A 22724-nucleotide genomic window follows, 5' to 3' on the forward strand; every position below is an offset into this window, starting at 1 on the left:
CCTACCCCGAACAGGTGCGCCCACGAGCTTCCGACCGCCTCAGCCGGCCCGGCGGTGCGCCTTGGAGCGCGACCGCTTCTCGATGTACATCCGCTGGTCGGCGGAGCGCAGCACCTCGTCCGCCGACATGCCGCAGCTGGCCCAGCCGATGCCGAAACTGGCCCCGACACGCACCGCGCGGCCGTCGACCCGGATCGGCGGGATGATCGCGTTGCGCAGCCGGACGGCGAGATCGGCGGCGTCGGCGGCTCCGAGCCCGTCGGCGAGGACGACGAACTCGTCACCACCCAGCCGGGCGACGGTGTCACCGTCCCTGACGCCGGTCGTCAGCCGCCGGGCCACCTCGATCAGGACCGCGTCACCGGTGTGGTGCCCGAACCGGTCGTTGATCGACTTGAAGCCGTCGAGGTCGCAGAAGAGCACCGCGAGCCCCTTCGTCCCGTCGTCGACGTCGCTCGCGGGCGCCACCGTGTGCACGTGGTGGTCGTAGGGGCCGTCCGCCTGGGCGGGCACCGCCCCCGGGTACTCGAAGGAGTCGGGGGCGCCGTACCGGTCGGGGCCGGGCCCGCGGCCGGGATCGTGCCCGGCGCCGGGGCCGTCGGGCCGAAACCCGTGCTCGCCGCCACCCCCCGCCCCCACCCGCACCTCGTGCCCGTCGCGCCCCTCGTAGGCCGCGTCCAGGGCCTCGACCGCGGTGGCCCGTACGGACTGGGGTCTGCGGCACAGCCGCGCGCCCAGCCGGGACCGCAGCTCGGCGCTGTTGGGCAGGCCGGTCAGCGAGTCGTGGCTGGCCCGGTGGGCGAGCTGGAGCTCGTGGCGCTTGCGCTCCTCGATGTCCTCGACGTGGGTGAGCAGGAACCGCGGCCCGTCGGCGGCGTCGGCGACGACGGAGTTGCGCAGCGACACCCATACGTACGTGCCGTCGCGCCGGCCCAGGCGCAGCTCGGCGCGCCCGCCCTCGGCGGAGGTCCGCAGCAGGGTGCCGATGTCCTCGGGGTGGACCAGGTCGGAGAAGGAGTAGCGGCGCAGGACGGAGGCGGGCCGGCCCAGCAGCCGGCACAGCGCGTCGTTGGTCCGCAGCAGCCGGCCGTGCTGGTCCCCGCCCATCTCGGCGATGGCCATGCCGCTGGGTGCGTATTCGAAGGCCTGCCGGAAGGACTCCTCGCTGGCGCGCAGCGCCTGCTGTTCGCGTTCCAGCCGGACGAGGGCCCGCTGCATGTTCGCGCGGAGCCTCGCATTGCTGATCGCAATCGCCGCCTGGAAGGCGTACATCTGCAGCGCTTCGCGGCCCCAGGCGCCCGGCCGGCGCCCGTTGCGCGGTCTGTCCACCGAAATGACACCCAGAAGTTCCCCGCCGGACGCATACATGGGGGCGTAGAGCCGGTCCTCGGGGTGCCACTCGTCCTGGAACCGCGGTTCGGGGCCGTCCGTGTGCCACTGGGGGACGTCGTCCTCCATGAGGATCCAGCCCTCGGTGTGCGGGATGAAGCGGAGCCCGTCCCAGTTCTCACCCATCGTCAGGCGGCGTTCCCAGGAGGCGCGGGAGCCGACGCGGCCGGTGATGAGGGCCTCCGCGGCGGGGTCGCCGGCGAAGGCGGCGACGACGAGATCACCGTCCGGGCGTACGAGGTTGACACAGGCGAGTTCGTAGCCGAGGCCCACGACGATGCCGTCCACGACGGTCTGCAGAGTGTCCGCCAGGCTCCGGGCCGTATTGAGCTCGGCCACCACCCGGTGCAGCTGCCGCAGGGTCGCAAGACGGACGTACGGCTCCGACTCGGTCTCCATTGCTCGCTCTCCCCGAGACCTCGACAGCAACTCCAGGTTTGTCATCGGCGTTTCGTTGCGGTGTCCCGTCCACTGAATCACAGTGAGCTGTGCCGCAGGTACACAGGGTCAACAAATCTTGCCCTCTGTGACTCAAGTCACATGAGATGAACAAGGGCGCCTGCGAGGGCGGGCGGCGGCTGGGAGCGCTCCCCTCCCTTCCCGCGAGCAAACGATACGCCCGGGGCCTAGGACAAGGGGCGGGGACGCGACTCGGACCAGGGCCCGATGTGCGCGCCGGGAGGCGAGATTAGCGTTCGGGGCGTGCTGAAGACGACCCCTGGAACCACCCCTGTACACGCCCCGGCCGATGCCAGCCCCCATGCTGAGGGAGTGAGCAACGATGAGTTCCGGGCCGCCATGTCCCGGCTGGCGGCGGGCGTGTGCCTGATCACCGCGCAGGAGACCCCCCTGACGGCGGACGGGCCGCGCGGCGAGGACGTCGGCATGACGGCGACGGCCTTCATGTCGGTGTCCCTGGACCCGCCGCTGGTGCTGGTCAGCCTGCGCGAGGGGTCGCGCATGGACGACCTGCTGGCGGAGCAGCCGCTGTGGGCGGTCTCGCTCCTCGCCGACCACCAGCTCCAGGTCGCCGGCCGGTTCGCGATGAAGGGCCGGATCAGCGACCGGCTGCTCTTCGCCGACCTGCCGTGCGTACGCGGCGAGGCGTCCGGCGCCCCGCTGCTGAGCGGCGCCCTGGCCACCCTCGAATGCCGTACGGAGAACCGCGTCGAGGCGGGCGACCACACGCTGGTGATCGGCCGCGTCCTGACCGCCGCCCTGCCCTCCCCCGACGGGCAGCCGCTGACGTACTTCCGCGGGCGCTACCGGCACCTGGGGCAGTGAGGCGCTCGCCGGGGCCGCGCGACGCCGCCGGGGCCGGGGCCGGCCGGGCGTCAGCGCGGCGGGGGCGTCACCAGTCGCGGCCGGTGCGGCCGCGCTTGGTCTCGGCCCGCGCCTTCTTCTCGCGCAGCCGCCGCTCGTTGATCCCGCGCGGGATCTTCGTCGCCCGGCGCGGCTTCGGCGGCGGCGCCGTCGCCTCGGCCAGCAGCGAAGCCAGCCGGACCAGGGCCATCTCCCGGTTGCGGAACTGCGAGCGGTGCTCGGAGGCCCGTACGGTCACCACTCCGTCCACCAGCCGGGACGCGAGCCGCTCCAGCGCCCGCTCCTTCCACACCTCGGGCAGCGCCTTGGTCGCCGCCACGTCGAACAGCAGCTCCACGCGCGAGTCCGAGGTGTTCACGTGTTGTCCGCCGGGTCCCGAGGACCGCGAGAAACGCCAGGCGAGCTCGCCCTCGGGGAGCACGACCGAACCGCGGATGACATAGGGACCAGGCATGCCCCCTATGATCCGCGCCGGTCCGCGCCGCGTCACCTCCATTAAGCGACGTGAGCGGCTTCGGGATTTCACCCGGGAACCTGACCGCCCTCTCGTGGCGTTAGAGGGGTGAGCGGTAATTTGGCCGCCTGTACGTGCATGTCGGATGAGGAAAGGGACATTCCCATGGCTGTCAGCCTGTCCAAGGGCGGCAACGTCTCGCTCACGAAGGAGGCCCCGGGCCTCGCTGCCGTCACGGTCGGCCTCGGCTGGGACGTCCGTACGACCACCGGTGTCGACTTCGACCTCGACGCCTCGGCCATCGCGGTCAACCCGACCGGAAAGGTCGTCTCGGACGGCCACTTCGTCTTCTTCAACAACAAGTCCACCCCGGACCAGACCATCGTCCACACCGGTGACAACCGCACCGGCGAGGGCGCCGGCGACGACGAGGCCATCAACGTCAACCTCGCCGGGCTCCCCGCCGACGTCGACAAGATCGTCTTCCCGGTCTCCATCTACGACGCCGAGGCCCGCAGCCAGAACTTCGGCCAGGTCCGCAACGCGTACATCCGCGTCGTGAACCAGGCCGGCGGCGCGGAGATCGCCCGCTACGACCTCTCCGAGGACGCGGCGACCGAGACCGCCATGGTCTTCGGCGAGCTGTACCGCAACGGCGCGGAGTGGAAGTTCCGCGCGGTCGGCCAGGGCTACGCCTCCGGCCTCACCGGCATCGCGCAGGACTTCGGCGTCAACGTCTGATCGTCAACGTGAAGGCCTGACCCGACGGTCCGAGACCGGCGGATTTGCGGTGAAGCCCCCTCCCGGCCGTCCGGGGAGGGGGCTTCGCTACCGTTCGACGGGTGATCCTTCAACCGCTCGTCCCCGTGGACGGCGCCCTGCCCGGTCCGGTCCTCACCGAGATCGCCGCCCTGTACGCGACGAACCACGCGTTCTTCGAACTCAGCGGCGACTTCCCCGACCCGGACCGCATCACGGTCGAGCAGGTCGCGGCCTCGCTCGCCGACGAACTCGCCCATGACGGCGCCGAGGTCCTCCTCGCCCGCTCCGCCGGCCGCCTCGTCGGCCTGGCCGCCACCCTGACCCAGACGCCCGACCCTGCTTCCGGCGACCCTGCTTCCGGAGACCCGGCCGCCGAGGACCCGGACCCGTGGATCGGCCTGCTGCTCATTGACGCCACCGCGCACCGCGAGGGGTACGGCCGCGCCGTGGCCGGCCTGGTCGAGGACCGCTTCCGCGCCGCGGGACGGACGGGCGTACGGCTCGCCGTACTGGCCGACAACCCCAAGGCGCTCGCGTTCTGGCAGGCCCAGGGCTACCGGTTCGTACGCCGGGCCGCGGACCGCGAACGGGGCCGCGACTGCACGGTGCTGCGCAAGCCGCTGGTGCCCGAACTGCCTTAGCGGGGGCGCGCCTTCCCGTACAGCCACACGTCCCAGACCTTCTTCAGGTCGTGGCCGGTCTGCTCCTCGGCGTACGCGGTGAAGTCGGCCGTACTCGCGTTCCCGTGCCGGTGCGCGGCGGCCCAGCCCCGCACCAGGGCGGAGAACTTCTCGTCGCCGACCTCCTGGCGGATCCGGTGCAGCACCATCGCGCCGCGGTAGTACACCGGGTTCCCGGAGATGTCCTCGGGACCGGGTGGGTCGGCGGGCGGGAAGGCGTCCCAGTCGGAGCCGGCGGCCTCGTCGACCCCGGTGTCGCCGGCCAGGAACGCGTCGAACTGCTGCTGCGCCGTGGTCCCGCCGTGGTCCTCGGCCCACAGCCACTCCGCGTACGTCGCGAAGCCCTCGTTGAGCCACATGTCCTTCCAGGACTTCGGCGACACCGAGTTGCCGAACCACTGGTGGGCGAGCTCGTGCAGCACGAGATCCTCGCTGCCGGGCGCGCCGGGGAACACCGGCTTGGTCTGCGTCTCCAGGGCGTACTCGAGGGTCCCGGCGGGCAGCACGATCGCCCCGGCGGTGGTGAAGGGGTACGGACCGAACCGGCCGACCCCCCACTCGACCATCTCCGGCAGCCGCGCGAGGTACTTGGCGCTCGCCGCCGCCTCGGCGGGCGTCACCGCGTTGTACAGGGCCACACCGGAGGGGGTCCGCCCGGTCTCCACCCGGTACCTGCCGACGACGGCGGTCGCCAGATAGCTCGCCATCGGCTCCGCGCTGCGCCAGGCGAACGCGGTGCTCCCGTCGGCCTGCGGGGTCCGGGCGCGCAACTCGCCGTTCGACACGGCCTCGTAGCCCTTCGGCACCGTGATCGTGATGTCGTACGCGGCCTTGTCGCTGGGGTGGTGGTTGCCCGGGAACCAGGTCATCGACCCCACGGGCTCGCCGACGCCCACCGCGGCGCCCTCGGTGGCGATCCAGCCCTCTTTGGCACCGTCCGCGTCCGTGAGCGCCTTCGGCCGGCCGGAGTAGTCGATCTCCGTACGGAAGACCTCGCCCCGCTCCAGGTCCTCGGCCGGGCGCACGGTCAGCTCGTTGCCGGTCCGGTTGTACCGGGCCCGCTCGCCCTGGACGGTGACGCCCTCGACCTTCAGGCCGCTGAGGTCGAGGTTGAAGGAGCTGAGGCCCTGCCCGGCGCGGGCGGTGATCACCGCGGTGCCGTGCAGCTGCCCGTCCGCGGGGTCGTAGTCGAGGTCCAGCTCGTAGTGGTCGACCTGGTAGCCGCCGTTGCCCGCTTTGGGGAAGTACGGATCGCGCAGCCCCGACGCACCCGGCCGCCCCTGCACCGTGTCGCCCGTACACGCCGTGGTGAGGGCGAGCAGGGCGGCAGCGGCGGGGGCGGCCAGGCGGGTGAGCGCACGGTGTTCCACGCGGTCGATCCTAGGCGGGCCGGGCACGCGGACCGCGGATCGCGGACCGCGGATCGCGTGAGGGGCTCGACTACTTGGCGAGGGCGTCGACTCCGGCCTTGGCGTACTTCTCGTCCAGGTCGCCGCTCGGGGCGCCGGCCACGCCGATGCCGGCGATCGGGGCGCCGTTCGCCTGGACCGGGGTGCCGCCGCCGAGGAAGAGGGTGCCGGGGATGTCCTTCAGGTTCGGGGCCTGGGCGAGGCGGCCCACGAGCACCGAGGTCGGGGCGTTCCAGGACACGGCGGTGAAGGCCTTGCGCTCGGCCGACTCGTAGGACTGCGGGCCCGCGCCGTCGCCGCGCAGGGTGACGATGGTGTTGCCGTTGCGGTCCACGACCGCGACCGTCACCTTCTGGTTCTCGGCCTGCGCGGCCTGCAGCGCGGCCTGGGCGGCGCGGGTGGCGGCGTCGACGGTGAGGTGGGTCGTGGTGGTGAAGTTCTTGTCGCTCACCTCGGCCTTCTTCGCGGCGACCGCGGCCGGGGCGGAGGTGGCGGCGGGGCTGGCGCTGGCGCTGACGGCACCGAAGGCTCCGGCGCCCAGGGCGACGGCGAGGGCGGTACCGGTGAGGACGCGGGTGCGGGTGTTCATCTCTGCTCCTGGGAACGGTGACACGGTGACGGCATCGGGGCGATCGGCCCCTGCAACAAGCCTGAGCCCGAACCCGGCACCACCCCGTCCCCGTACCGGCTCTCCCCGGCCCACCGCACCGGTTGACCCGCGGGTCATCCGATCGGTCGATGCGGTACCGCTCCACGGCGGTATTGGCTGACCAGACCCCGGCCGCCCCGCCTGCACCGCCCACCTCCGAGCCGGGCGCCCTCCGGCGCGGGCGGGCTCCTCCGACCTGGCCGGGGCCCGGTTCAGCCCCGCCGGCGTTTGAGGCGCGGGGTCCGGGGCGGAGCCCCGCGGCGGCGCCGCACCCGCCCGGCACACCGCACCGCACCGCACCGCACCGCACCGCAGGAAACCTACGCCGACAATGGACCTACGTCCCCGACCCAGGAGCGCACTCCGTGAGCCCGACCCCGCGGAACAAAGACACCCGCACCCTGGCCACGGTCGCCCACACCGCGTTCTTCCTCCTGCTCGGCGCCTCCGTGGCCCGCTTCCTCCTCCGCCACCCGGGTGAGCCCCGCACCCCGTGGGTCATCGCCCTCAGCATCACCCTGGCCCTGCTGTACGTACTGGGCCCCGCCCTGGGAGGCGGAACCCCCCAGCCGCCGGGCCCCGGCACCGGCACCGGCCCCGGCACCGGCCCCGGCACCGGCACCGGAACCCCCGCCCAGCCCCCCGGCCGGCTGCTCTGGCTCGGCCTCGTCGTGTCCACCTGGGTGGTCCTCGTCGTCCTCGCGCCGAGCTTCGCCTGGTGCGCCGTACCGCTGTTCTTCACCGCCCTGCGCACCCTGCCCCCGCGCGCCGCGATCGTCCTCGTCGCCCTCCTCACCGTCTTCGTCGTCATCGCCCAGCTCAAGCTGGCCGGGTCCTTCGACCCGAACCTCCTCCTCGCCCCGCCCGCCGTGGCCGCCCTCGCCACGGCCGTCTTCGTCCACATGGAGCGCCAGGCCCAGGCCCAGCGCGCCCTGATCGACGACCTGATCCGCACCCGCCGGGAACTGGCCGCCACCGAACGCCGCGAAGGCACCCTCGCCGAACGCCAGCGCCTGTCCATGGAGATCCACGACACCCTCGCGCAGAACCTCTCCAGCCAGCAGATGCTGCTCCAGGCCGCCGACCGCACCTGGGACACCGATCCCGGCACCGCCCGCGCGCACGTCCGTACCGCCACCGGCATCGCCGCGCACGGCCTCGCCGAGGCCCGCCGCCTCGTCCACGACCTCGCCCCGGCCGAGCTCGCCGACGGCGCCGGCCTCGCCGACGCGCTGCGCGCCCTGGACGCCGGCCCGGACATCGAGGTCCGCTTCCACCTCGAGGGCACCCCGGCCCCGCTCCCCGACCGCGTCCAGTCGGCCCTGCTGCGCATCGCGCAAGGAGCCCTGGCCAACATCCGCGAGCACTCCGGAGCCCGTACGGCCGCCCTCACGCTCAGCTTCCTCGGCGACCAGGTCGTCCTGGACATCGCCGACGACGGCCACGGCTTCACCGAGCCGCGTACCGCCGCCGCGGAACGCGGCCACGGCCTGCCCGCCATGCGGGCCCGCGTCCGCCAGCTCGGCGGCGCCCTGACCATCGAATCCGCGCCGGGCGAGGGCACCGTCCTCTCCGCGGCCATCCCCCTGGAGCCGGCCCCATGACGACGATCCTGCTCTGTGACGACCACGTCGTGGTCCGCGCCGGGCTGCTGGCCCTGCTCGGCAGCGAACCCGACATCGAGGTGCTCGGCGAGGCGGGCAGCGGCGAGGAAGCCGTCGCCCTGGCCGCGAAGCTCCGCCCCGACGTGGTCCTGATGGACCTCCAGCTGGGCGAGGGCATCGACGGCGTGGAGGCGACCCGCCGCATCACTGCGACCCCCGGCCACCCGCACGTCCTCGTCCTCACCACGTACGACACGGACGCGGACATCACCCGCGCCATCGGCGCGGGCGCGACCGGCTACCTCCTCAAGGCCGAACGCCCCGAGGAGCTCTTCGCCGCGATCCACTCGGCCGCGCAGGGCCGCACCACGCTGTCCCCGCCGGTGGCCAGCCGCGTCATGGCCCACATGCGGGGCACCCGCCCCACGCTGACCGACCGCGAGCTGGACATCCTCGGCCAGCTGGCCCGCGGCCTCGGCAACCGCGACATCGCCCGCGCACTGTTCATCAGCGAGGCCACCGTCAAAACCCACCTGGGCCGCATCTACGACAAACTCGGCGTCGACACCCGCGCGGGCGCCGTCTCGGTGGCCAAGGAACAGCGCCTCCTGCCGTCCTGACCCGCCCCGGCCTGCTCCCCGACCCCTCTCCGCGGCCCGCTCCCGGCCCGTCCCCCGCCCGTCCGGCCCCGGACGATGGGTGGGAGGGGCCCCGGACCCGTGACACCATCGGATACGTGCTCGACATCGGCTACTCCCTCTCCCGGCGCTTCCCGGACCCCCCGCAGACCGACTACCGCTCGGCGGACGTCCACACCCTGCGCCACGACCTGTTCTGCGGGGACGTCTACCTCGCGGACACCGACAAGGACCGGGAAGTGTCCACAGCCTGGGGATGGGTGCCGGTACTGGACTTCGCCTGGGCCCTGTGCGACATCGTCGAGCAGCTGGACCAGGACCCGCGCGGCAACCGCTCCGCCCAGCGCCAGTACGCCGAGATCGACTTCACCGAGTCCACGGACCGGATGCTCTTCGAACGCCGCTTCGGCTGGGTCGACATCGAGGCCGACTGGATGCCCGGCGACGAGGACCCGCTGACCTTCAGCCACCGGCTGCTGCGCCGCGAGGCCCGCGACTTCCTCCACGACCTCATCGCCGACCTCGTCGACATGCACGAGGGCCTCGCCGACAACCCGGCCGTCTGGATGCTCCAGTCCCGCTTCCCCCGCGTCCCGGCATAGCCCCGCTCCCCCGGGCGGCCGCCGGCTACGGCAGGACCCGTACCCCCAGCTGCGCGGCCATCGCCGGTGCCAGATCGAACAGCTGGGCCGGGCTGATCACCGCCCCCGCCAAGCCCTCCACTCCGCGGGCCGGCGACAGCTCCACCGCGGCCCGCAGATCCACGTCCGTCATCCGCGTCCCGGAGAAGTCCGCCCCGCGCAGCACGCAGTCCCGGAACTCCACACGCTCCAGCACCGCCCCCGCGAAATCCGGCTCCACCAGGACGCACCCCTCGAAGACCACGTCCCGCAGCCGGGCCCCGCGCAGGTTCAAGTAGTCGATCTTCCCCCCGCGCACCAGCACCCGCTCCAGCACGGCCCCGTGCATCCGCACTCCGCCCAGCCGGGCGTCCACAAGTTCCACGTCCCTCAGTGACACCTCCGACAGGTCGGTGCCCACCCCCCGGACGCCCTCCAGCACCGAGTCCAGGATCCGCGCCTTCGCCAGCCCCGCCTCGTCCAGCGAGCACCGCCGCAGCGCGCAGTCCATGAACCGGGCCCCGGCGCCGTCCTGACCCCCCAGGTCCAGGTCCGCGAACTCCACCCCGTCGTAATCCCCGTCCGGTTCCAGCCCGCCCCCGTCCCACACCACCGGCTCCGGCAGCCGCACCTCCGGCCGCCGCGCCGCCTTCACCGTCTCCCGCTGCCCTCGCCGGCCGTGCTGCCCCTGCTGCCCTTGCTGCCCTTGCTGCCCTGTGCGCGCCATCGCCCCATCGTGGCGCACCCCACCGACAATCCCTTGACCTCAACCATGCTCGAGGTCAGAGGCTTACCCCATGCCTGCTGACTCGACCGCACACATGAACGCCGTCCGCCTGCACGCCTTCGGCCCCGCCGACCACCTCACCTACGAAACCGTCCCCATCCCCGTACCGGCCCCCGGCCAGGTCCGCATCGCCGTGGCCGCCGCCGGCGTCCACCTCCTCGACACCGTCCTGCGCCAAGGCATCCAGGGCCCGGCCCCCGCCCTCCCCCGCCTGCCGACGATCCCCGGCCGCGAGGTCGCCGGCACCGTCGACGCCCTCGGCCCCGGCACCGACCCCACCTGGCTCGGCCGCCAGGTCGTCGTCCACCTCGGCTTCACGCCCGGCGGCTACGCCCAGTACGCCGTCGCCGACGCCGAGCGCCTGCACACCATCCCCGAGGCACTCGACCCCGCCCAGGCCGTAGCCATGATCGGCACCGGACGCACCACACTCGGCATCCTCCAGTTCGCCGATCTCGGCCCCGGCTCCACCGCCCTGATCCCCGCCGCCGCCGGCGGCATCGGCACCCTGCTCGTCCAGTACGCCAGGAACGCCGGCGCCACCGTCGTCGCCCTGGCCGGCGGCCCGGCCAAAACCGCCCTCGCCACCGCCAACGGCGCCCACCTCGCCCTCGACTACACCGCCCCCGGCTGGGCGGACGCCGTACGCGCCCGGTACCCCGGCGGCGCGACCGTCCTCTTCGACTCCGTCGGCGGCACCACCGCCCGCACCGCCCTCGGCCTGCTCGCCCCCGGCGCCCGCCACCTCGTCTTCGGCTGGTCCCAGGGCCCGCTCACCCTCACCGACGCCGAACGCGCCGACCTCACCGCCCGCTCCATCACCACCCGCAACGTCCTCGGCCCCGCCATGCTCGAAGCCGTCGGCGCCCCCGACCCCCTCCGCGTCCTGGAAACCCGCGCCCTCACCGAAGCCGCCACCGGCCGCCTGCGCCCGGCCCTCCACCGCCTCCCCCTCGCCGAGGCCGCAGCCGCCCACCACGCCCTGGAAACCCGAGCCACCACCGGCAAGGTCGTACTAGAACCCCGCACCACCCGGCCCTAGGCCTAGGGGCTCATGTCACGTTTCCGGCGGCTGCCCTGTCCTCCCTCCAGAGACGCCCACCCGCATCCCGGAGGCCCGACATGACCGCCGCCCGCATCTCCCTCACCCCGCCCCGCACCCTGCTCAACCGCATCGGCGCCTGGTACTCCCGGCGGATCTACGGCGACGTACTCGAGCCCGCCCTCGCGATCGGCCACAACCGCAAGGTCCTGCTCACCTACGTCACACTGGAACGCTCCGTCGCCAAGTGGAACGCCCTCGAACCGGCGCTGAAGCACCTCGCCGTGATGGCCTCCGCGGCCCGCATCAACTGCTCGTGGTGCATGGACTTCGGCCACTGGGAAGGCAGCGAACTCGGCCTGCCCCTCGACAAGATCTCCCAGGTGCCGCAGTGGCGGGAACACCCCGAGGCCTTCACCGAACTCGAACAGCAGGTCATGCAGTACGCCGAGGCGATGACCGACACCGAACCCCGCGTCACCGACGAACTCGCCGGAGCGCTGCTCCGGCACCTGGGCGAGCCCGCCTTCGTCGAACTCACCGCGATCGTCGCCCTGGAGAACTGGCGCTCGCGGATGAACAGCGCCTTCGGACTGACCAGCCAGGGCTTCTCCGAAGCCTGCACGGTACCGTCGCGTACGTGATCGACGTCGCCGTCTTCGAACAGCACCGACCGATGCTCTTCGGCATCGCCTACCGGATGCTCGGCAGTGCCGCCGACGCCGAGGACCTGGTCCAGGACACCTGGCTCCGCACCAGCCAGGCGTCCGGCCGGATCACCCACCCGCGCGCCTACCTCGCCCGCACCATCACCAACCTCACCCTCAACCGCCTCAACTCGGCAGCCGTCAAACGCGAGCAGTACGTCGGCCCCTGGCTCCCCGAACCCCTCGTCACCATCCCCGACGCCACCGGAGACACCGAGCAGGCCGAGTCGGTCTCACTCGCCATGCTGGTCGTCCTCGAGAGCCTCTCACCGCTGGAGCGCGCGGTGTTCGTACTCAAAGAGGCCTTCGGCTTCTCCTACCGCGAGATCGCCGAAGCCCTCGACCGCACCGAGACCTCCGTACGCCAGGTCGGCTCCCGCGCCGCGTCCCACGTCCAGGCCCGCCGACCCCGCTACACCACGCCGGCCGACGTCAGGCGCCGGGTCACCGACGAGTTCCTCGCCGCATGCCTCGGCGGCGACCTCAACCGCATGCTGGAGCTGCTCGCCCCCGACGTCACCGCCTGGAACGACGGCGGCGGAAAGGTCAAGGCAGCCCTGCGCCCGCTCCACGGCGCCGACAACGTGGCCCGGTTCTTCGCAGGCGTACTCGCCCGGCCGATGCAGGCCCCCGACCTCCTGGCCGTCGACGTCAACGGCTGCCCCGGCCTCCTGTTCACCACGGCCGGCCGACCGGACACCGTCGCCTGCGCAGAGGTGGAAAACGACCGGATCACCGAAATCCGGGTCATCCGCAACCCCGACAAACTCCGCCACCTCGCCTGACACCGCTCCCCGCGGAGCCGCCGCCCGCTCACCCCGGACCCGGTGAACCCATCCGCCCACCGCATCAGCCCACGCCGCGCGCGCCCAGCAACTCCTCCGCCACCGCGACCTGCTCCGCCTCCAACCGGACCTCCCCGTCCTCCAGGTCCCACAGACAGTTCTGCAGCACCCGCCCCAGCGTCCACGCCCGCGCCCGGTCCCGGTCCAGCCCCATCACCTCGGTCAACAGATCGAACCGCCACCGCACCTCCTCCACCCGGAAGTGGTTGACGATCGCCGGCAACAGCTCGAACCCCGGATCACCGGACAGCGGCTTCGGATCGATCGCCAACCATTCCTCCCGGCCCCCCGCCAGCACGTTGTCGTAGTGCAGGTCCCAGTGCAGCAGCCGGTCCCCCGCCTCCCCCGCGACCTCGCCCACGGCCCCCGCGCAGACCTCCAGCAACCGCCGCTCCCGCGCATCCGCCACCTGCCCCAGCACACCCGGCACCTCCTCCAGCATCCCGGCGGCCAACGCGTCCAGCCCGCGCATCCCGGCCGGCGCCGCGACCGCCGTCAGCCGTGCCAGCAACTCACCGACGACCTGCACGGCACCCCGCGCATCCCGCTCCGCCAACGCCGACAAATGCCGTCCCTCATCGAGCCGTTCCAGCAGCAGCGAGCCGGTTTCCGCGTCGTGCTCCAGCAGCCGTACGGCGCCCTCTCCCGCCCAGGCACGCAGCGCAGCCGGCTCCCCCGCGCTCTCCTCGTCCACCTGCGGCAGCTTCAGCACCGCCGCGCTCCCGTCGGCCCGCACCACCGGCACCACCAGCGCCGTCACCCCGTGCATCACCGGCCCCGTACGCCGCAACTCCCACTGCTCCAGGAAACGCGCCGCACGCCCCGGCAGGGCGGCGATGAACTTCCGCCCCGCATCACCGTTCCAGTCGATCTGCGCCCGGACGAAACCCTCCGGAACCTCCACGATGTCCACCACGCCCCCGACCCTACGACCGGCCCGGCTGCCCGCACCCCCTACGGCCCCGCCACCCCTCCCACACCCACCATCCGGCCTCGAATCCCTCCCCGAACCACGACAACCAGTCCCTGGACGCGCCACCGGAACGGCGTGTACCAACTGCCCCATGACGATCAACGGCGGCATCTCCTTCTGGCACGCGACCGCCCCCACCGCCCCCACCACCCCGCCCCGCACACCCCTCACCGCCGACGCCACGGCCGACGTCGTCATCGTGGGCGGGGGCTACACCGGCCTGTGGACCGCCTACTACCTGAAGACCGCCGCCCCCGACCTCCGCATCACCGTCCTGGAACAGAAGTCCTGCGGCTACGGAGCCTCCGGCCGCAACGGCGGCTGGCTCTACCACGGCATCGCCGGCCGCGACCGCTACGCCGCACTCCACGGCCACCAGGCCGCCCAACGCCTCCAGCACGCCATGAACGACACGGTCACCGAGGTCATCGACGTAGCGGCCAAGGAAGGCATCGACGCCGACATCCACCGCGGCGGAGTCCTCGAAGTGGCCCGCACGCCCGCCCAACTCACCCGCCTGAAGGCCTTCCACGCCGCCGAACTCGCCTTCGGCGAGACCGACCGCCAATTCCACGACGCCACCGCCACCCGCGCCCGCATCGACATCGCCGACGCCGTCGGATCCAGCTGGAGCCCGCACGGCGCCCGGATCCACCCGCTGAAGCTGGCCAGGGGCCTGGCCGCGGCCTGCGAACGACTGGGCGTCGTGATCCACGAATCCACCCCCGTCACCGAGGTCACCCCCCGCACGGCCGCCACCCCCTACGGCACCGTCCGCGCCCCGTACGTACTGCGCTGCACGGAGGGCTTCACCGCCGCCCTCAAGGGCCACAAGCGCGCGTGGCTCCCCATGAACTCCTCGATGATCGTCACCGCCCCGCTCCCGGATGCGACGTGGGACCGGCTGGGCTGGTCCGACTCCGCCGTGCTCGGGGACATGGCCCACGCCTACATGTACGCCCAGCGCACCGCGGACGGCCGCATCGCGATCGGCGGCCGCGGGGTCCCGTACCGCTTCGGCTCGCGTGCGGCCGCCGCCGAGAACACCGGACGCACCGAGCCGGCCACCATCGACTCCCTGCGCGACCTGCTCGTCTCCTTCTTCCCGATCCTCACCGGTACGGAGATCACCCACGCCTGGTCGGGCGTCCTCGGCGTGCCGCGCGACTGGTGCGCCACCGTCACCCTGGACGCGGCCACGGGCCTGGGCTGGGCGGGCGGCTACGTCGGCTCCGGCGTCGCGACCGCCAACCTCGCGGGCCGCACCCTGCGCGACCTGGTCCTCGGTGACACCACGGCGCTGACCGCGCTGCCCTGGGTCAACCACCGCGTGCGCCGCTGGGAGCCGGAACCCTTCCGCTGGCTCGGCGTCCAGGCCCTGTACGCCGCCTACCGCCGGGCCGACCGCCACGAGACGACCAGCCACACCCCGACGACGACCCCCCTGGCCCGCCTGGCCGACCGCATCTCGGGCCGCCACTGACCTACGCCGGAAGGCCCCGGGTGATCACCCGGGGCCTTCCGTTCCTGTCCGCATTCCCTTGACCAGAAGACCTCTGACCTGGGATGGAGCCGCCTGTCGGAATCGAACCGACGACCTTTGTATTACAAGTACAGTGCTCTACCAACTGAGCTAAGGCGGCACGACACCCACCCGCAAACGCACCGCGCGTGGAGCCGCCATCACTCTACACAGCGCCCGATTCCCCGAGCCATCACATGGGCCGGCCCCCGGTCCGGCCGGCTTCGGCAATCGTTGCCCACCGGGTACTGACAGGAGCCGCCGCGGCCGGTAGCGTCGGGCGGAGTCCGTTCCCTGGACTAGACCTTCCACTCGGATCGTCCGGCACGTTCCTGCCGGTAGAAGGGATTCATCACCCATGGCTTCTGTCACTTTCGACAAGGCGACCCGTCTGTACCCCGGCGGCGACAAGCCCGCCGTCGACCAGCTGGAGCTGGAGATCGAGGACGGCGAGTTCCTCGTCCTCGTCGGCCCCTCCGGCTGCGGCAAGTCCACCTCCCTGCGCATGCTCGCGGGACTGGAGGACGTCAACGGCGGTGCCATCCGCATCGGTGACCGCGACGTCACGCACCTGCCGCCCAAGGACCGGGACATCGCGATGGTGTTCCAGAACTACGCGCTCTACCCGCACATGTCCGTCGCCGACAACATGGGCTTCGCGCTCAAGATCGCCGGCGAGGACAAGGCCACCATCCGCAAGAAGGTGGAGGACGCGGCGAAGATGCTGGACCTGACCCAGTACCTCGACCGCAAGCCGAAGGCGCTCTCCGGCGGTCAGCGCCAGCGCGTGGCCATGGGCCGGGCCATCGTGCGCAAGCCGCAGGTGTTCCTCATGGACGAGCCGCTGTCGAACCTCGACGCCAAGCTCCGCGTGTCCACCCGTACGCAGATCGCGGCGCTCCAGCGCGACCTGGGCATCACGACCGTCTACGTCACGCACGACCAGGTCGAGGCGATGACCATGGGCGACCGGGTGGCCGTGCTCAAGGACGGGCTGCTGCAGCAGGTCGACACCCCGCGCAACATGTACGACCGCCCGGCGAACCTGTTCGTCGCGGGCTTCATCGGCTCCCCGGCCATGAACCTGGTCGAGGTCCCGATCGCCGACGGCGGGGTGAAGTTCGGCGACAGCGTGGTGCCGGTTTCGCGCGAGGCGCTGTCGGCCGCGGCCGACGCGGGTGACCGCACCGTCACGGTGGGCGTGCGTCCGGAGCACTTCGACATCGCCGAGAGCGGCGGTCTGACGATCGTCGTGAACGTGGTCGAGGAGCTCGGTGCGGACGGGTACGTGTACGGGTCGGCCTCGTCGGCCGAGGGTTCGCAGGACCTCGTGGTCCGGGTGAACGGCCGCCAGGTGCCGGAGAAGGGCTCGAGCATGCACGTCGTGCCGCGGGCCGGCGAGATCCACGTGTTCTCGACATCCTCCGGTGCGCGGCTCTCCGACTAGTCGGCGGCGGCAGGGTGTTGGAGGGGCGTCCCCGTGGGGGGGCGCCCCTTCGTCGTGCAAGAACCCCGGCAGAGCGGGCCATTCGGCCCCACTCGTCAACCTCTGATTCGAAAAGCCACGTCGAACCATCCCCCGACCGGGTGACTAAATGTCTCCAAATCTTCACCGAGCGCTACTCTCGCCCTCGTGACCCACACTGCCCGCCGTATCGGCCGTTCCCTCGCCCTGGTCCTGCCCGTCGTCCTGGTCCTGTCCGGGACCCTCGCGGTCACCATGGTCCCTTGGGCGGACACGTCCTCCTCCCAGATCCTGACCGCGTCCGCCGAGGACGTCTCCGTCGCCGCCAAGCCGCGGCCCGCGCCGCACGAAGTGCTGCGGGACACGCTCGTCGGCGAGATCCAGCAGGGCAAGGAACCGGGAGACGTGCTCACGCACCTCCAGCAGGAGGTGGACAAGCGGCCCTCGCTGGCGGCCCACTGCGTGGGGATCGCCCGGGCGCTGGGCCGGGCGGCGGTGGACGCGTACGGTCCGACGAAGGCGCAGTCCTTCGCCCGCCCGGTGTGCGACACCTCGTACGCGTCGGGTGTCGCCTCCATGGGTTGAGGCGCGCAGCGTCCCTACCCTGGCCGCATGACCGACACCCCCCGATCCGACTCCGCCGCCCCTCCCGCTCCTTCCGCTTCTCCCGTCCCTCCCGCAGCCGCGTTCCCCGCCGCCCCCACCCAGGCCGTCGTCCTGGCGGGTGGCCAGGGCTCGCGGCTGCGTCCGTATACGGACGACCGTCCGAAGCCGATGGTGGAGATCCCGGGAACGGGTGTGCCGATCATCGGGCACCAGTTGGCCTGGCTGGCGTCGGAGGGGGTGACGGATGCCGTGGTGTCGTGCGGGCATCTGGCAGGGGTGCTCCAGGAGTGGCTGGAGAAGGCGGAGTTGCCGCTGCGGGTGACGACGGTGGTGGAGGAAGTGCCGCTGGGGCGGGGCGGTGGTCTGAAGTACGCGGCGCGTCATCTGCCGAGCCCCGAGGGGTCCTGGTACGCGACGAACGGTGACATCTGGACGCGGTTCTCGCTGCGGGAGATGGCGGCGTTCCACGCGGAGCGGGGTGCGGTGGCGACACTGGCGCTGGCCCGTCCGCGGATTCCGTGGGGGGTGGTGGAGACGAACGAGTTCGGGCAGGTGCTGGACTTCATCGAGGCTCCGCCGTCGCCGTATCCGGTCAATGCGGGTGTCTACGTGTTCGGGCCCGAATTCGTGTCGCTGCTGCCGGATTTGGGGGATCACGAGCGGACGACGTTCCCCCGGCTGGCGCGGGAGCGGCGGCTGGCGGGCTTTCCGCTGCCTCAGGGGGCCTACTGGCGGGCGATCGACACGGCCAAGGACCTGACCGAGGCGGCAAGGGAGTTGGCGGCGCAGACGGCGTCCTGAGCCTTTTCGTACACCTGTTGCGGCCCGGCGCCCCCGGCTGTCGGCGAGCACCCTGCCCGACGCCGCGGTGCAGGGCCTGGCCCTCTGGGGCCGGCCCCCGATCGGACAAACGCTCCTCGAAGGAGACCTCGGCCCCGCCGCCTGACCGGCCGGCGGACGGGCCCACCACCCGCCCGGTCACAGCGGGAGCGCCCGGGGCGCGCGGAGGGCCCGGCACGCGGTGCGTGCCGGGCCCTCCGTTGTCGGCCGGTTCAGCCGAGGAGGCCTCCGACGAGGCCGGGCTGCCTGGTCGGCGCGGTGCTGCCTCCGGTGGTGGTCCCGGAGGAGGTCGGGGACTTCTGCGGGGCGGACTGGCGGGGGGTGCTGCGGGGGGTCTGCTTGCTGGTGGTGCCCTTGGTGGCGGTGGGTGATTCGGAGCCGGTGCCGGCGGTTTCGCGGGCGGGGCCGCCGGAGGCGCCCTTGCCGGACTTCGCGGCGGGCTCGGAGGCGCTCGCCGAGGGCTGGGCGGACGTGGCGGGCTGCTGTGCGGGCTGCTGCTGCCTGGCCGGTTCCTTGGGGAGGGGGCGGCCGGGGAGGTAGTTGCTCGGGGCCTGTCCCGGCCCGGGGACGGTGACGACGGTGGTGGAGCGGACGGCGCCGCCGAGGAGGGAGCCGACGAGCAGGGTGAGGCCGCAGATGACGCCGGCCATGAGGGCTCCGCGGCGCAGGACGCGCCGACGCAGGCGCCAGATCTCGGAGCGGGGTCCGAGGGTGCGCCAGGCTTCGCCGGCGAGGCGTCCGTCGAGGGAGTAGACGGGGGCGCCGGCGATGATCAGCGGGCTCCAGGCGGCGAGGTAGATGATGTCGGGCGCGTCGTAGGCGGGGACCGTCTTCCAGCTGACCGTCATCAGGAGCGCTGCGGAGAGCAGGGCTCCGAAGCAGGCGGCGAACCGCTGCCAGAGGCCGAAGACGGTCAGGACGCCGACGATGACCTGGAGGAAGGCGACGCTGAGGCCCGCGCCGACGGGGTGGGCCAGGGCGAAGTCGCGCAGTGGTTCGGCGAGGGCCCAGGGGTGGAGGGTGTGCAGCCAGGTGACCATGGAGCCGCGTTCGCCGCCGTCGAAGTAGACGGGGTCGCACAGCTTGCCCATGCCGGCGTAGATGGAGATGAAGCCGAGGAAGACGCGGAGCGGGAGGAGGACGACCCCGAGGTTCATCCGGCGGCCGGGGTAGTAGGAGGCCTGTCCGCGGGTGTCGGTGCCGTTGCGCCGGGAGTCGGCGCCGGAGTCGGGCGAACCGCCGCCGTGGGCGGGGCCGTGGGGCAGGTCGCGTACGGCGGCGAGGGGGCGGGTCTCGTCCGGGTCGCCGTAGGTGCGCTGGCCGATGACGGTGGGGGTGGCGAGGGTGTCGTCGGCGAGGTCGTGGGCCAGGTCGATGCGCGGGATGACCTGGGTGGCGCCGCCGTCGTATGCGTCGTTGCCGCGGCCGGCCTCGCGCACGGCCTGGAGGAGTCCGCCCATGGCCGCTCCGTCGCCGGGGGCGGACTTGCCGCTCCAGACGACGGGGGCTCTGCGGCGGGTGGCTCCGGCCGCGGCGACCACGGCGCCGCCGAGGACGGGGGCGCGGCCGGGGGCGTTCGCGGGCTTGGAACGCGCGCTCGGGCTCGGTGCGAGCCGCACGCGGAAGCTGGCGTGGTTGACGATGACCTGTGCGGGGTCGCACGGCACCTTGACCATGCTCAGCGCGGGCTGGTCGTCGAACCCTGACGTTCTGGTGTCCACACTCATCTAACCGAGTGATCAGTGTTTAGGACACTGCCTTGACAGCAGGGATCTGTCCGAGACCCGTCAAGATCAAGCCACCCCGCCCGAAACGGGCGGGGTGACAGCCTCACGTGTCACGTTCCGTGAGCCAAGTGGATCAAGCGGACCGTGCGGACGGTGGGAACCGCGCGGTCCGTGCGGATCCCGTGGGATCAGATGCGGCCGCGGTCCGCGCGGCGGCGCGCGGCCTCGTAGAGCACGACGCCGGCGGCGACACCGGCGTTGAGGGATTCGGCGCCGCCCGGCATGGGGATGCGGACGAGGTAGTCGCAGTTCTCGCCGACGAGGCGGCCGAGGCCCTTGCCCTCGGAGCCGACGACGATGACGACCGGACCGGCGAGCGCGTCGAGGTCGCTGACCGTGTGCTGGCCCTCGGCGGCGAGGCCGACGATGGCGATGCCGGCCTTCTTGTACTCCTGCAGGGCGCGGGTCAGGTTGGTGACGCGGGAGACCGGGGTGCGGGCGGCGGTGCCGGCCGAGGTCTTCCAGGCACCGGCGGTCATGCCGGCGGCGCGGCGCTCGGGAATGACCACGCCGTGGCCGCCGAAGGCGGAGACGGAGCGGACGATCGCGCCGAGGTTGCGCGGGTCGGTGACTCCGTCGAGGGCGACGATCAGCGGGTCGTCGCCGTTGTCGTACGCGGCGGCGGTGAGGTCCTCGGGGTGCGCGTACTCGTACGGCGGGACCTGGAGGACCAGGCCCTGGTGGTTGAGCCCGTTGGTCATGCGGTCGAGCTCGGGGCGCGGGGCTTCCATCAGGTTGATGTTGCCGCGCTCGGACGCGAGCTGGAGGGCCTCGCGGACGCGCTCGTCGTTGTCGATGAACTGCTGGACGTACAGGGTGGTGGCGGGTACGCCGTCACGCAGCGCCTCGAAGACCGGGTTGCGCCCGACGACCATCTCGCTGGTGCCCTTGGGGCCGCCGCGGCGGGGGGCCGGGCGGCGCTTGGCGGCCTGCCGGGCCATGGCGTTGGCGATGCGGTTCGCCTTGTGCTTCTTGCGGTCCTCGGCCTTGGGCGTGGGGCCCTTGCCCTCCAGGCCCTTGCGCCGCTGGCCACCGCTGCCGACCGTCGCGCCCTTCTTGTTGGACGTGCGGCGGTTCCTGCGCTGGCTGTTCCCGGCCATGACTTCTACCTGTTTTCGTTGATGCTGCGGTATGTACGTATGAAGAGTGTGCCGCCCGGGGCGCCGGGCGGCACACCAAGCTCTGCTGCGCGGGCGGCGGGGCTCAGCGGGGGCCGAGCGTCCAGCGCGGGCCCGTCGGGCTGTCCTCGATGACCAGGCCGGACTGCTGGAGCTGGTCGCGGATGGCGTCGGCGGTCGCCCAGTCCTTGCGGGCCCGGGCGGACTCGCGCTGTTCCAGGACGAGCCGGACGAGGGTGTCGACGGCGCCGTGCAGGTCTTCGCCGCGGTCCGTCTCCTGCGCCCAGTGCGGGTCGAGCGGGTCCAGGCCGAGGACGCCGAGCATGGCCCGTACCTCCGACAGGCGCGCGATGGCCGCGTCCTTGTCGTCGGCGGCGAGCGCGCTGTTGCCCTGGCGGACGGTGGTGTGGACGATGGCGAGCGCCTGCGGGACCCCGAGGTCGTCGTCCATGGCCTCGGCGAAGGCGGGCGGGACCTCGGCGGCCGGTTCGACGGGCGAGCCGGCCTTCTCGATGACGCGCTGGTAGAAGCCCTCGATGCGCGCGAAGGCGGACTCCGCCTCGCGCAGCGCCTCCTCGCTGTACTCGATCATCGACCGGTAGTGCGGGGTGCCGAGGTAGTAGCGCAGGACGATCGGGCGCCACTGCTTGACCATCTCGGAGACGAGGACCGAGTTCCCGAGGGACTTGGACATCTTCTCGCCGGACATGGTGACCCAGGCGTTGTGGACCCAGAAGTTCGCGAACTCGTCGCCGAAGGCCTTGGCCTGGGCGATCTCGTTCTCGTGGTGCGGGAAGATCAGGTCCAGGCCGCCGCCGTGGATGTCGAAGGCCTCGCCGAGGTACTTGTGCGCCATGGCGGAGCACTCCAGGTGCCAGCCGGGGCGGCCGCGGCCCCAGGGGGTCTCCCAGGAGGGCTCGCCGGGCTTGGCCGACTTCCACATGGCGAAGTCGCGGGGGTCGCGCTTGCCGGTCTCGCCGGTGGACTCGGGCTGGCGGATGTTGTCGAGTTCCTGGCGGGACAGCGAGAGGTAGCCCGGGTAGGACTTCACGTCGAAGTAGACGTTGCCCTCGGACTCGTAGGCGTGGCCCCGCTCGATGAGGCCGCGCATCATCTCGACCATCTCGGTGACGTGGCCGGTGGCGCGGGGCTCGTAGGTGGGCGGCAGGCAGCCGAGCGCGGTGTAGCCGTCGTTGAAGGCGCGCTCGTTCTCGTAGCCGATGGACCACCAGGGGCGGCGCTGTTCGGCGGACTTCGAGATGATCTTGTCGTCGATGTCCGTGACGTTGCGGATGAAGGTGACCTCGTAGCCCCGGTACGCGAACCAGCGGCGCATCATGTCGAAGTTGAGACCCGACCGGATGTGCCCGATGTGCGGGGCCGCCTGCACCGTGGCGCCACAGAGGTAGATCGAGACGCAGCCCGCGGTGAGCGGGGTGAAGTCACGGATCTGCCGGGCGCTGGTGTCGTACAGGCGAATAGTCACGGCATCCAGGGTAGTGCG

General features: G+C 72.4%; 22 protein-coding genes and 1 tRNA gene. 13 read left to right on the forward strand and 10 right to left on the reverse strand.

Annotated features, from left to right (window positions below; genetic code table 11):
- Nucleotides 1-39 precede the first annotated feature (39 nt).
- Nucleotides 40-1788: a diguanylate cyclase CdgB gene (cdgB, locus tag ACZ6I1_RS15935; RefSeq protein ID WP_469287476.1), complete on the reverse strand. Its 1749-nt coding sequence runs from the start codon at nucleotides 1786-1788 to the stop codon at nucleotides 40-42.
- A gap of 399 nt (nucleotides 1789-2187) precedes the next feature.
- Between cdgB and ACZ6I1_RS15940 the strand changes: the two genes are divergently transcribed.
- On the forward strand, nucleotides 2188-2673 hold the full coding sequence (locus ACZ6I1_RS15940) for a flavin reductase family protein (RefSeq protein WP_469287647.1): 486 nt from the start codon (nucleotides 2188-2190) through the stop codon (nucleotides 2671-2673).
- Nucleotides 2674-2740: 67 nt separating this feature from the next.
- On the opposite strand, the gene arfB is transcribed toward ACZ6I1_RS15940, so the two are convergent.
- Nucleotides 2741-3166 carry an alternative ribosome rescue aminoacyl-tRNA hydrolase ArfB gene (arfB, locus tag ACZ6I1_RS15945; RefSeq protein WP_469287478.1) on the reverse strand — a complete coding sequence of 142 codons (426 nt, stop codon included), beginning with the start codon at nucleotides 3164-3166 and terminating at the stop codon, nucleotides 2741-2743.
- A 165-nt stretch (nucleotides 3167-3331) separates the two neighbouring features.
- Between arfB and ACZ6I1_RS15950 the strand changes: the two genes are divergently transcribed.
- Both ACZ6I1_RS15950 and ACZ6I1_RS15955 read left to right on the forward strand, forming a co-directional pair.
- A complete protein-coding gene (locus tag ACZ6I1_RS15950; protein WP_030718836.1) occupies nucleotides 3332-3907 on the forward strand; it encodes a TerD family protein in 576 nt (191 codons plus the stop codon).
- A 101-nt stretch (nucleotides 3908-4008) separates the two neighbouring features.
- Entirely contained in the window at nucleotides 4009-4569 is a 561-nt protein-coding gene (locus tag ACZ6I1_RS15955; RefSeq protein WP_469287479.1) for a GNAT family N-acetyltransferase, read from the forward strand.
- Here ACZ6I1_RS15955 and ACZ6I1_RS15960 read toward each other — a convergent pair.
- Together ACZ6I1_RS15960 and ACZ6I1_RS15965 are read right to left on the reverse strand one after the other, a co-directional pair.
- Entirely contained in the window at nucleotides 4566-5978 is a 1413-nt protein-coding gene (locus ACZ6I1_RS15960) for a M1 family metallopeptidase (protein WP_469287481.1), read from the reverse strand. The genes ACZ6I1_RS15955 and ACZ6I1_RS15960 overlap by 4 nt on opposite strands.
- Nucleotides 5979-6048: 70 nt before the next feature.
- Nucleotides 6049-6606, reverse strand: a complete 558-nt coding sequence (locus ACZ6I1_RS15965; RefSeq protein ID WP_469287483.1) for a GlcG/HbpS family heme-binding protein — start codon at nucleotides 6604-6606, stop codon at nucleotides 6049-6051.
- 425 nt (nucleotides 6607-7031) lie between these two features.
- Here ACZ6I1_RS15965 and ACZ6I1_RS15970 point away from each other — a divergent pair, with 425 nt between their 5' ends.
- The 3 genes from ACZ6I1_RS15970 to ACZ6I1_RS15980 all read left to right on the forward strand — a co-directional run bounded on the left by ACZ6I1_RS15970 (nucleotide 7032) and on the right by ACZ6I1_RS15980 (nucleotide 9510).
- Nucleotides 7032-8270, forward strand: coding sequence for a sensor histidine kinase (locus tag ACZ6I1_RS15970; RefSeq protein ID WP_469287485.1), 1239 nt, complete (start codon nucleotides 7032-7034; stop codon nucleotides 8268-8270).
- Entirely contained in the window at nucleotides 8267-8890 is a 624-nt protein-coding gene (locus ACZ6I1_RS15975) for a response regulator (RefSeq protein WP_469287487.1), read from the forward strand. The genes ACZ6I1_RS15970 and ACZ6I1_RS15975 overlap by 4 nt, the downstream gene beginning before the upstream one ends.
- A gap of 116 nt (nucleotides 8891-9006) precedes the next feature.
- Nucleotides 9007-9510, forward strand: a complete 504-nt coding sequence (locus ACZ6I1_RS15980) for a hypothetical protein (protein WP_469287489.1) — start codon at nucleotides 9007-9009, stop codon at nucleotides 9508-9510.
- A gap of 25 nt (nucleotides 9511-9535) precedes the next feature.
- On the opposite strand, the gene ACZ6I1_RS15985 is transcribed toward ACZ6I1_RS15980, so the two are convergent.
- The gene (locus tag ACZ6I1_RS15985; protein WP_469287491.1) at nucleotides 9536-10255 is read right to left on the reverse strand and encodes a pentapeptide repeat-containing protein; all 720 of its coding nucleotides are present in this window, start codon (nucleotides 10253-10255) and stop codon (nucleotides 9536-9538) included.
- A 94-nt stretch (nucleotides 10256-10349) separates the two neighbouring features.
- On the opposite strand from ACZ6I1_RS15985, the gene ACZ6I1_RS15990 reads away from it, so the two are divergent.
- The 3 genes from ACZ6I1_RS15990 to ACZ6I1_RS16000 all read left to right on the forward strand — a co-directional run bounded on the left by ACZ6I1_RS15990 (nucleotide 10350) and on the right by ACZ6I1_RS16000 (nucleotide 12849).
- Nucleotides 10350-11357 (forward strand): zinc-binding dehydrogenase, encoded by a 1008-nt coding sequence (locus tag ACZ6I1_RS15990; protein WP_469287649.1) that lies wholly within the window; start codon nucleotides 10350-10352, stop codon nucleotides 11355-11357.
- Nucleotides 11358-11437: 80 nt separating this feature from the next.
- A complete protein-coding gene (locus ACZ6I1_RS15995; protein WP_469287493.1) occupies nucleotides 11438-12001 on the forward strand; it encodes a carboxymuconolactone decarboxylase family protein in 564 nt (187 codons plus the stop codon).
- Nucleotides 11998-12849, forward strand: a complete 852-nt coding sequence (locus tag ACZ6I1_RS16000; protein WP_469287495.1) for an RNA polymerase sigma-70 factor — start codon at nucleotides 11998-12000, stop codon at nucleotides 12847-12849. Before ACZ6I1_RS15995 ends, ACZ6I1_RS16000 begins: the two co-directional genes overlap by 4 nt.
- A gap of 64 nt (nucleotides 12850-12913) precedes the next feature.
- Here the strand turns inward: ACZ6I1_RS16000 and ACZ6I1_RS16005 are convergent, their stop codons facing one another.
- The gene (locus tag ACZ6I1_RS16005; RefSeq protein WP_469287651.1) at nucleotides 12914-13816 is read right to left on the reverse strand and encodes an aminoglycoside phosphotransferase family protein; all 903 of its coding nucleotides are present in this window, start codon (nucleotides 13814-13816) and stop codon (nucleotides 12914-12916) included.
- Between the two features lie 157 nt (nucleotides 13817-13973).
- Between ACZ6I1_RS16005 and ACZ6I1_RS16010 the strand changes: the two genes are divergently transcribed.
- A complete protein-coding gene (locus ACZ6I1_RS16010; protein ID WP_469287497.1) occupies nucleotides 13974-15365 on the forward strand; it encodes an NAD(P)/FAD-dependent oxidoreductase in 1392 nt (463 codons plus the stop codon).
- 84 nt (nucleotides 15366-15449) lie between these two features.
- Here the strand turns inward: ACZ6I1_RS16010 and ACZ6I1_RS16015 are convergent.
- Nucleotides 15450-15525: transfer RNA gene (locus ACZ6I1_RS16015), tRNA-Thr, on the reverse strand.
- A 237-nt stretch (nucleotides 15526-15762) separates the two neighbouring features.
- Between ACZ6I1_RS16015 and ACZ6I1_RS16020 the strand changes: the two genes are divergently transcribed.
- The 3 genes from ACZ6I1_RS16020 to ACZ6I1_RS16030 all read left to right on the forward strand — a co-directional run bounded on the left by ACZ6I1_RS16020 (nucleotide 15763) and on the right by ACZ6I1_RS16030 (nucleotide 18276).
- The gene (locus tag ACZ6I1_RS16020; protein WP_469287498.1) at nucleotides 15763-16851 is read left to right on the forward strand and encodes an ABC transporter ATP-binding protein; all 1089 of its coding nucleotides are present in this window, start codon (nucleotides 15763-15765) and stop codon (nucleotides 16849-16851) included.
- 186 nt (nucleotides 16852-17037) lie between these two features.
- Nucleotides 17038-17454, forward strand: a complete 417-nt coding sequence (locus ACZ6I1_RS16025; RefSeq protein WP_469287500.1) for a hypothetical protein — start codon at nucleotides 17038-17040, stop codon at nucleotides 17452-17454.
- Nucleotides 17455-17481: 27 nt separating this feature from the next.
- Nucleotides 17482-18276: a nucleotidyltransferase family protein gene (locus tag ACZ6I1_RS16030; RefSeq protein ID WP_469287502.1), complete on the forward strand. Its 795-nt coding sequence runs from the start codon at nucleotides 17482-17484 to the stop codon at nucleotides 18274-18276.
- A gap of 251 nt (nucleotides 18277-18527) precedes the next feature.
- On the opposite strand, the gene ACZ6I1_RS16035 is transcribed toward ACZ6I1_RS16030, so the two are convergent.
- The 3 genes from ACZ6I1_RS16035 to cysS all read right to left on the reverse strand — a co-directional run bounded on the left by ACZ6I1_RS16035 (nucleotide 18528) and on the right by cysS (nucleotide 22706).
- On the reverse strand, nucleotides 18528-20042 hold the full coding sequence (locus tag ACZ6I1_RS16035; protein WP_469287504.1) for a DoxX family protein: 1515 nt from the start codon (nucleotides 20040-20042) through the stop codon (nucleotides 18528-18530).
- A gap of 188 nt (nucleotides 20043-20230) precedes the next feature.
- Entirely contained in the window at nucleotides 20231-21202 is a 972-nt protein-coding gene (rlmB, locus tag ACZ6I1_RS16040; protein ID WP_469287505.1) for a 23S rRNA (guanosine(2251)-2'-O)-methyltransferase RlmB, read from the reverse strand.
- Between the two features lie 103 nt (nucleotides 21203-21305).
- Nucleotides 21306-22706: a cysteine--tRNA ligase gene (gene cysS / locus ACZ6I1_RS16045; protein ID WP_469287507.1), complete on the reverse strand. Its 1401-nt coding sequence runs from the start codon at nucleotides 22704-22706 to the stop codon at nucleotides 21306-21308.
- Between the last annotated feature and the right edge of the window lie 18 nt (nucleotides 22707-22724).

The sequence above is a fragment of the Streptomyces sp. NPDC046303 genome, assembly GCF_055588085.1.

Coding starts and splice junctions, on each gene's coding strand:
- ACZ6I1_RS15950 (WP_030718836.1), top strand. CDS start 3,332: ATGGCTGTCAGCCTGTCCAAGGGCGGCAACGTCTCGCTCACGAAGGAG.
- ACZ6I1_RS16020 (WP_469287498.1), top strand. CDS start 15,763: ATGGCTTCTGTCACTTTCGACAAGGCGACCCGTCTGTACCCCGGCGGC.
- ACZ6I1_RS16035 (WP_469287504.1), bottom strand. CDS start 20,042: ATGAGTGTGGACACCAGAACGTCAGGGTTCGACGACCAGCCCGCGCTG.
- cdgB (WP_469287476.1), bottom strand. CDS start 1,788: ATGGAGACCGAGTCGGAGCCGTACGTCCGTCTTGCGACCCTGCGGCAG.
- arfB (WP_469287478.1), bottom strand. CDS start 3,166: ATGCCTGGTCCCTATGTCATCCGCGGTTCGGTCGTGCTCCCCGAGGGC.
- ACZ6I1_RS16010 (WP_469287497.1), top strand. CDS start 13,974: ATGACGATCAACGGCGGCATCTCCTTCTGGCACGCGACCGCCCCCACC.
- ACZ6I1_RS16030 (WP_469287502.1), top strand. CDS start 17,482: ATGACCGACACCCCCCGATCCGACTCCGCCGCCCCTCCCGCTCCTTCC.
- ACZ6I1_RS15975 (WP_469287487.1), top strand. CDS start 8,267: ATGACGACGATCCTGCTCTGTGACGACCACGTCGTGGTCCGCGCCGGG.
- ACZ6I1_RS15995 (WP_469287493.1), top strand. CDS start 11,438: ATGACCGCCGCCCGCATCTCCCTCACCCCGCCCCGCACCCTGCTCAAC.
- rlmB (WP_469287505.1), bottom strand. CDS start 21,202: ATGGCCGGGAACAGCCAGCGCAGGAACCGCCGCACGTCCAACAAGAAG.
- ACZ6I1_RS15940 (WP_469287647.1), top strand. CDS start 2,188: ATGTCCCGGCTGGCGGCGGGCGTGTGCCTGATCACCGCGCAGGAGACC.
- ACZ6I1_RS15990 (WP_469287649.1), top strand. CDS start 10,350: ATGAACGCCGTCCGCCTGCACGCCTTCGGCCCCGCCGACCACCTCACC.
- ACZ6I1_RS15965 (WP_469287483.1), bottom strand. CDS start 6,606: ATGAACACCCGCACCCGCGTCCTCACCGGTACCGCCCTCGCCGTCGCC.
- ACZ6I1_RS15985 (WP_469287491.1), bottom strand. CDS start 10,255: ATGGCGCGCACAGGGCAGCAAGGGCAGCAAGGGCAGCAGGGGCAGCAC.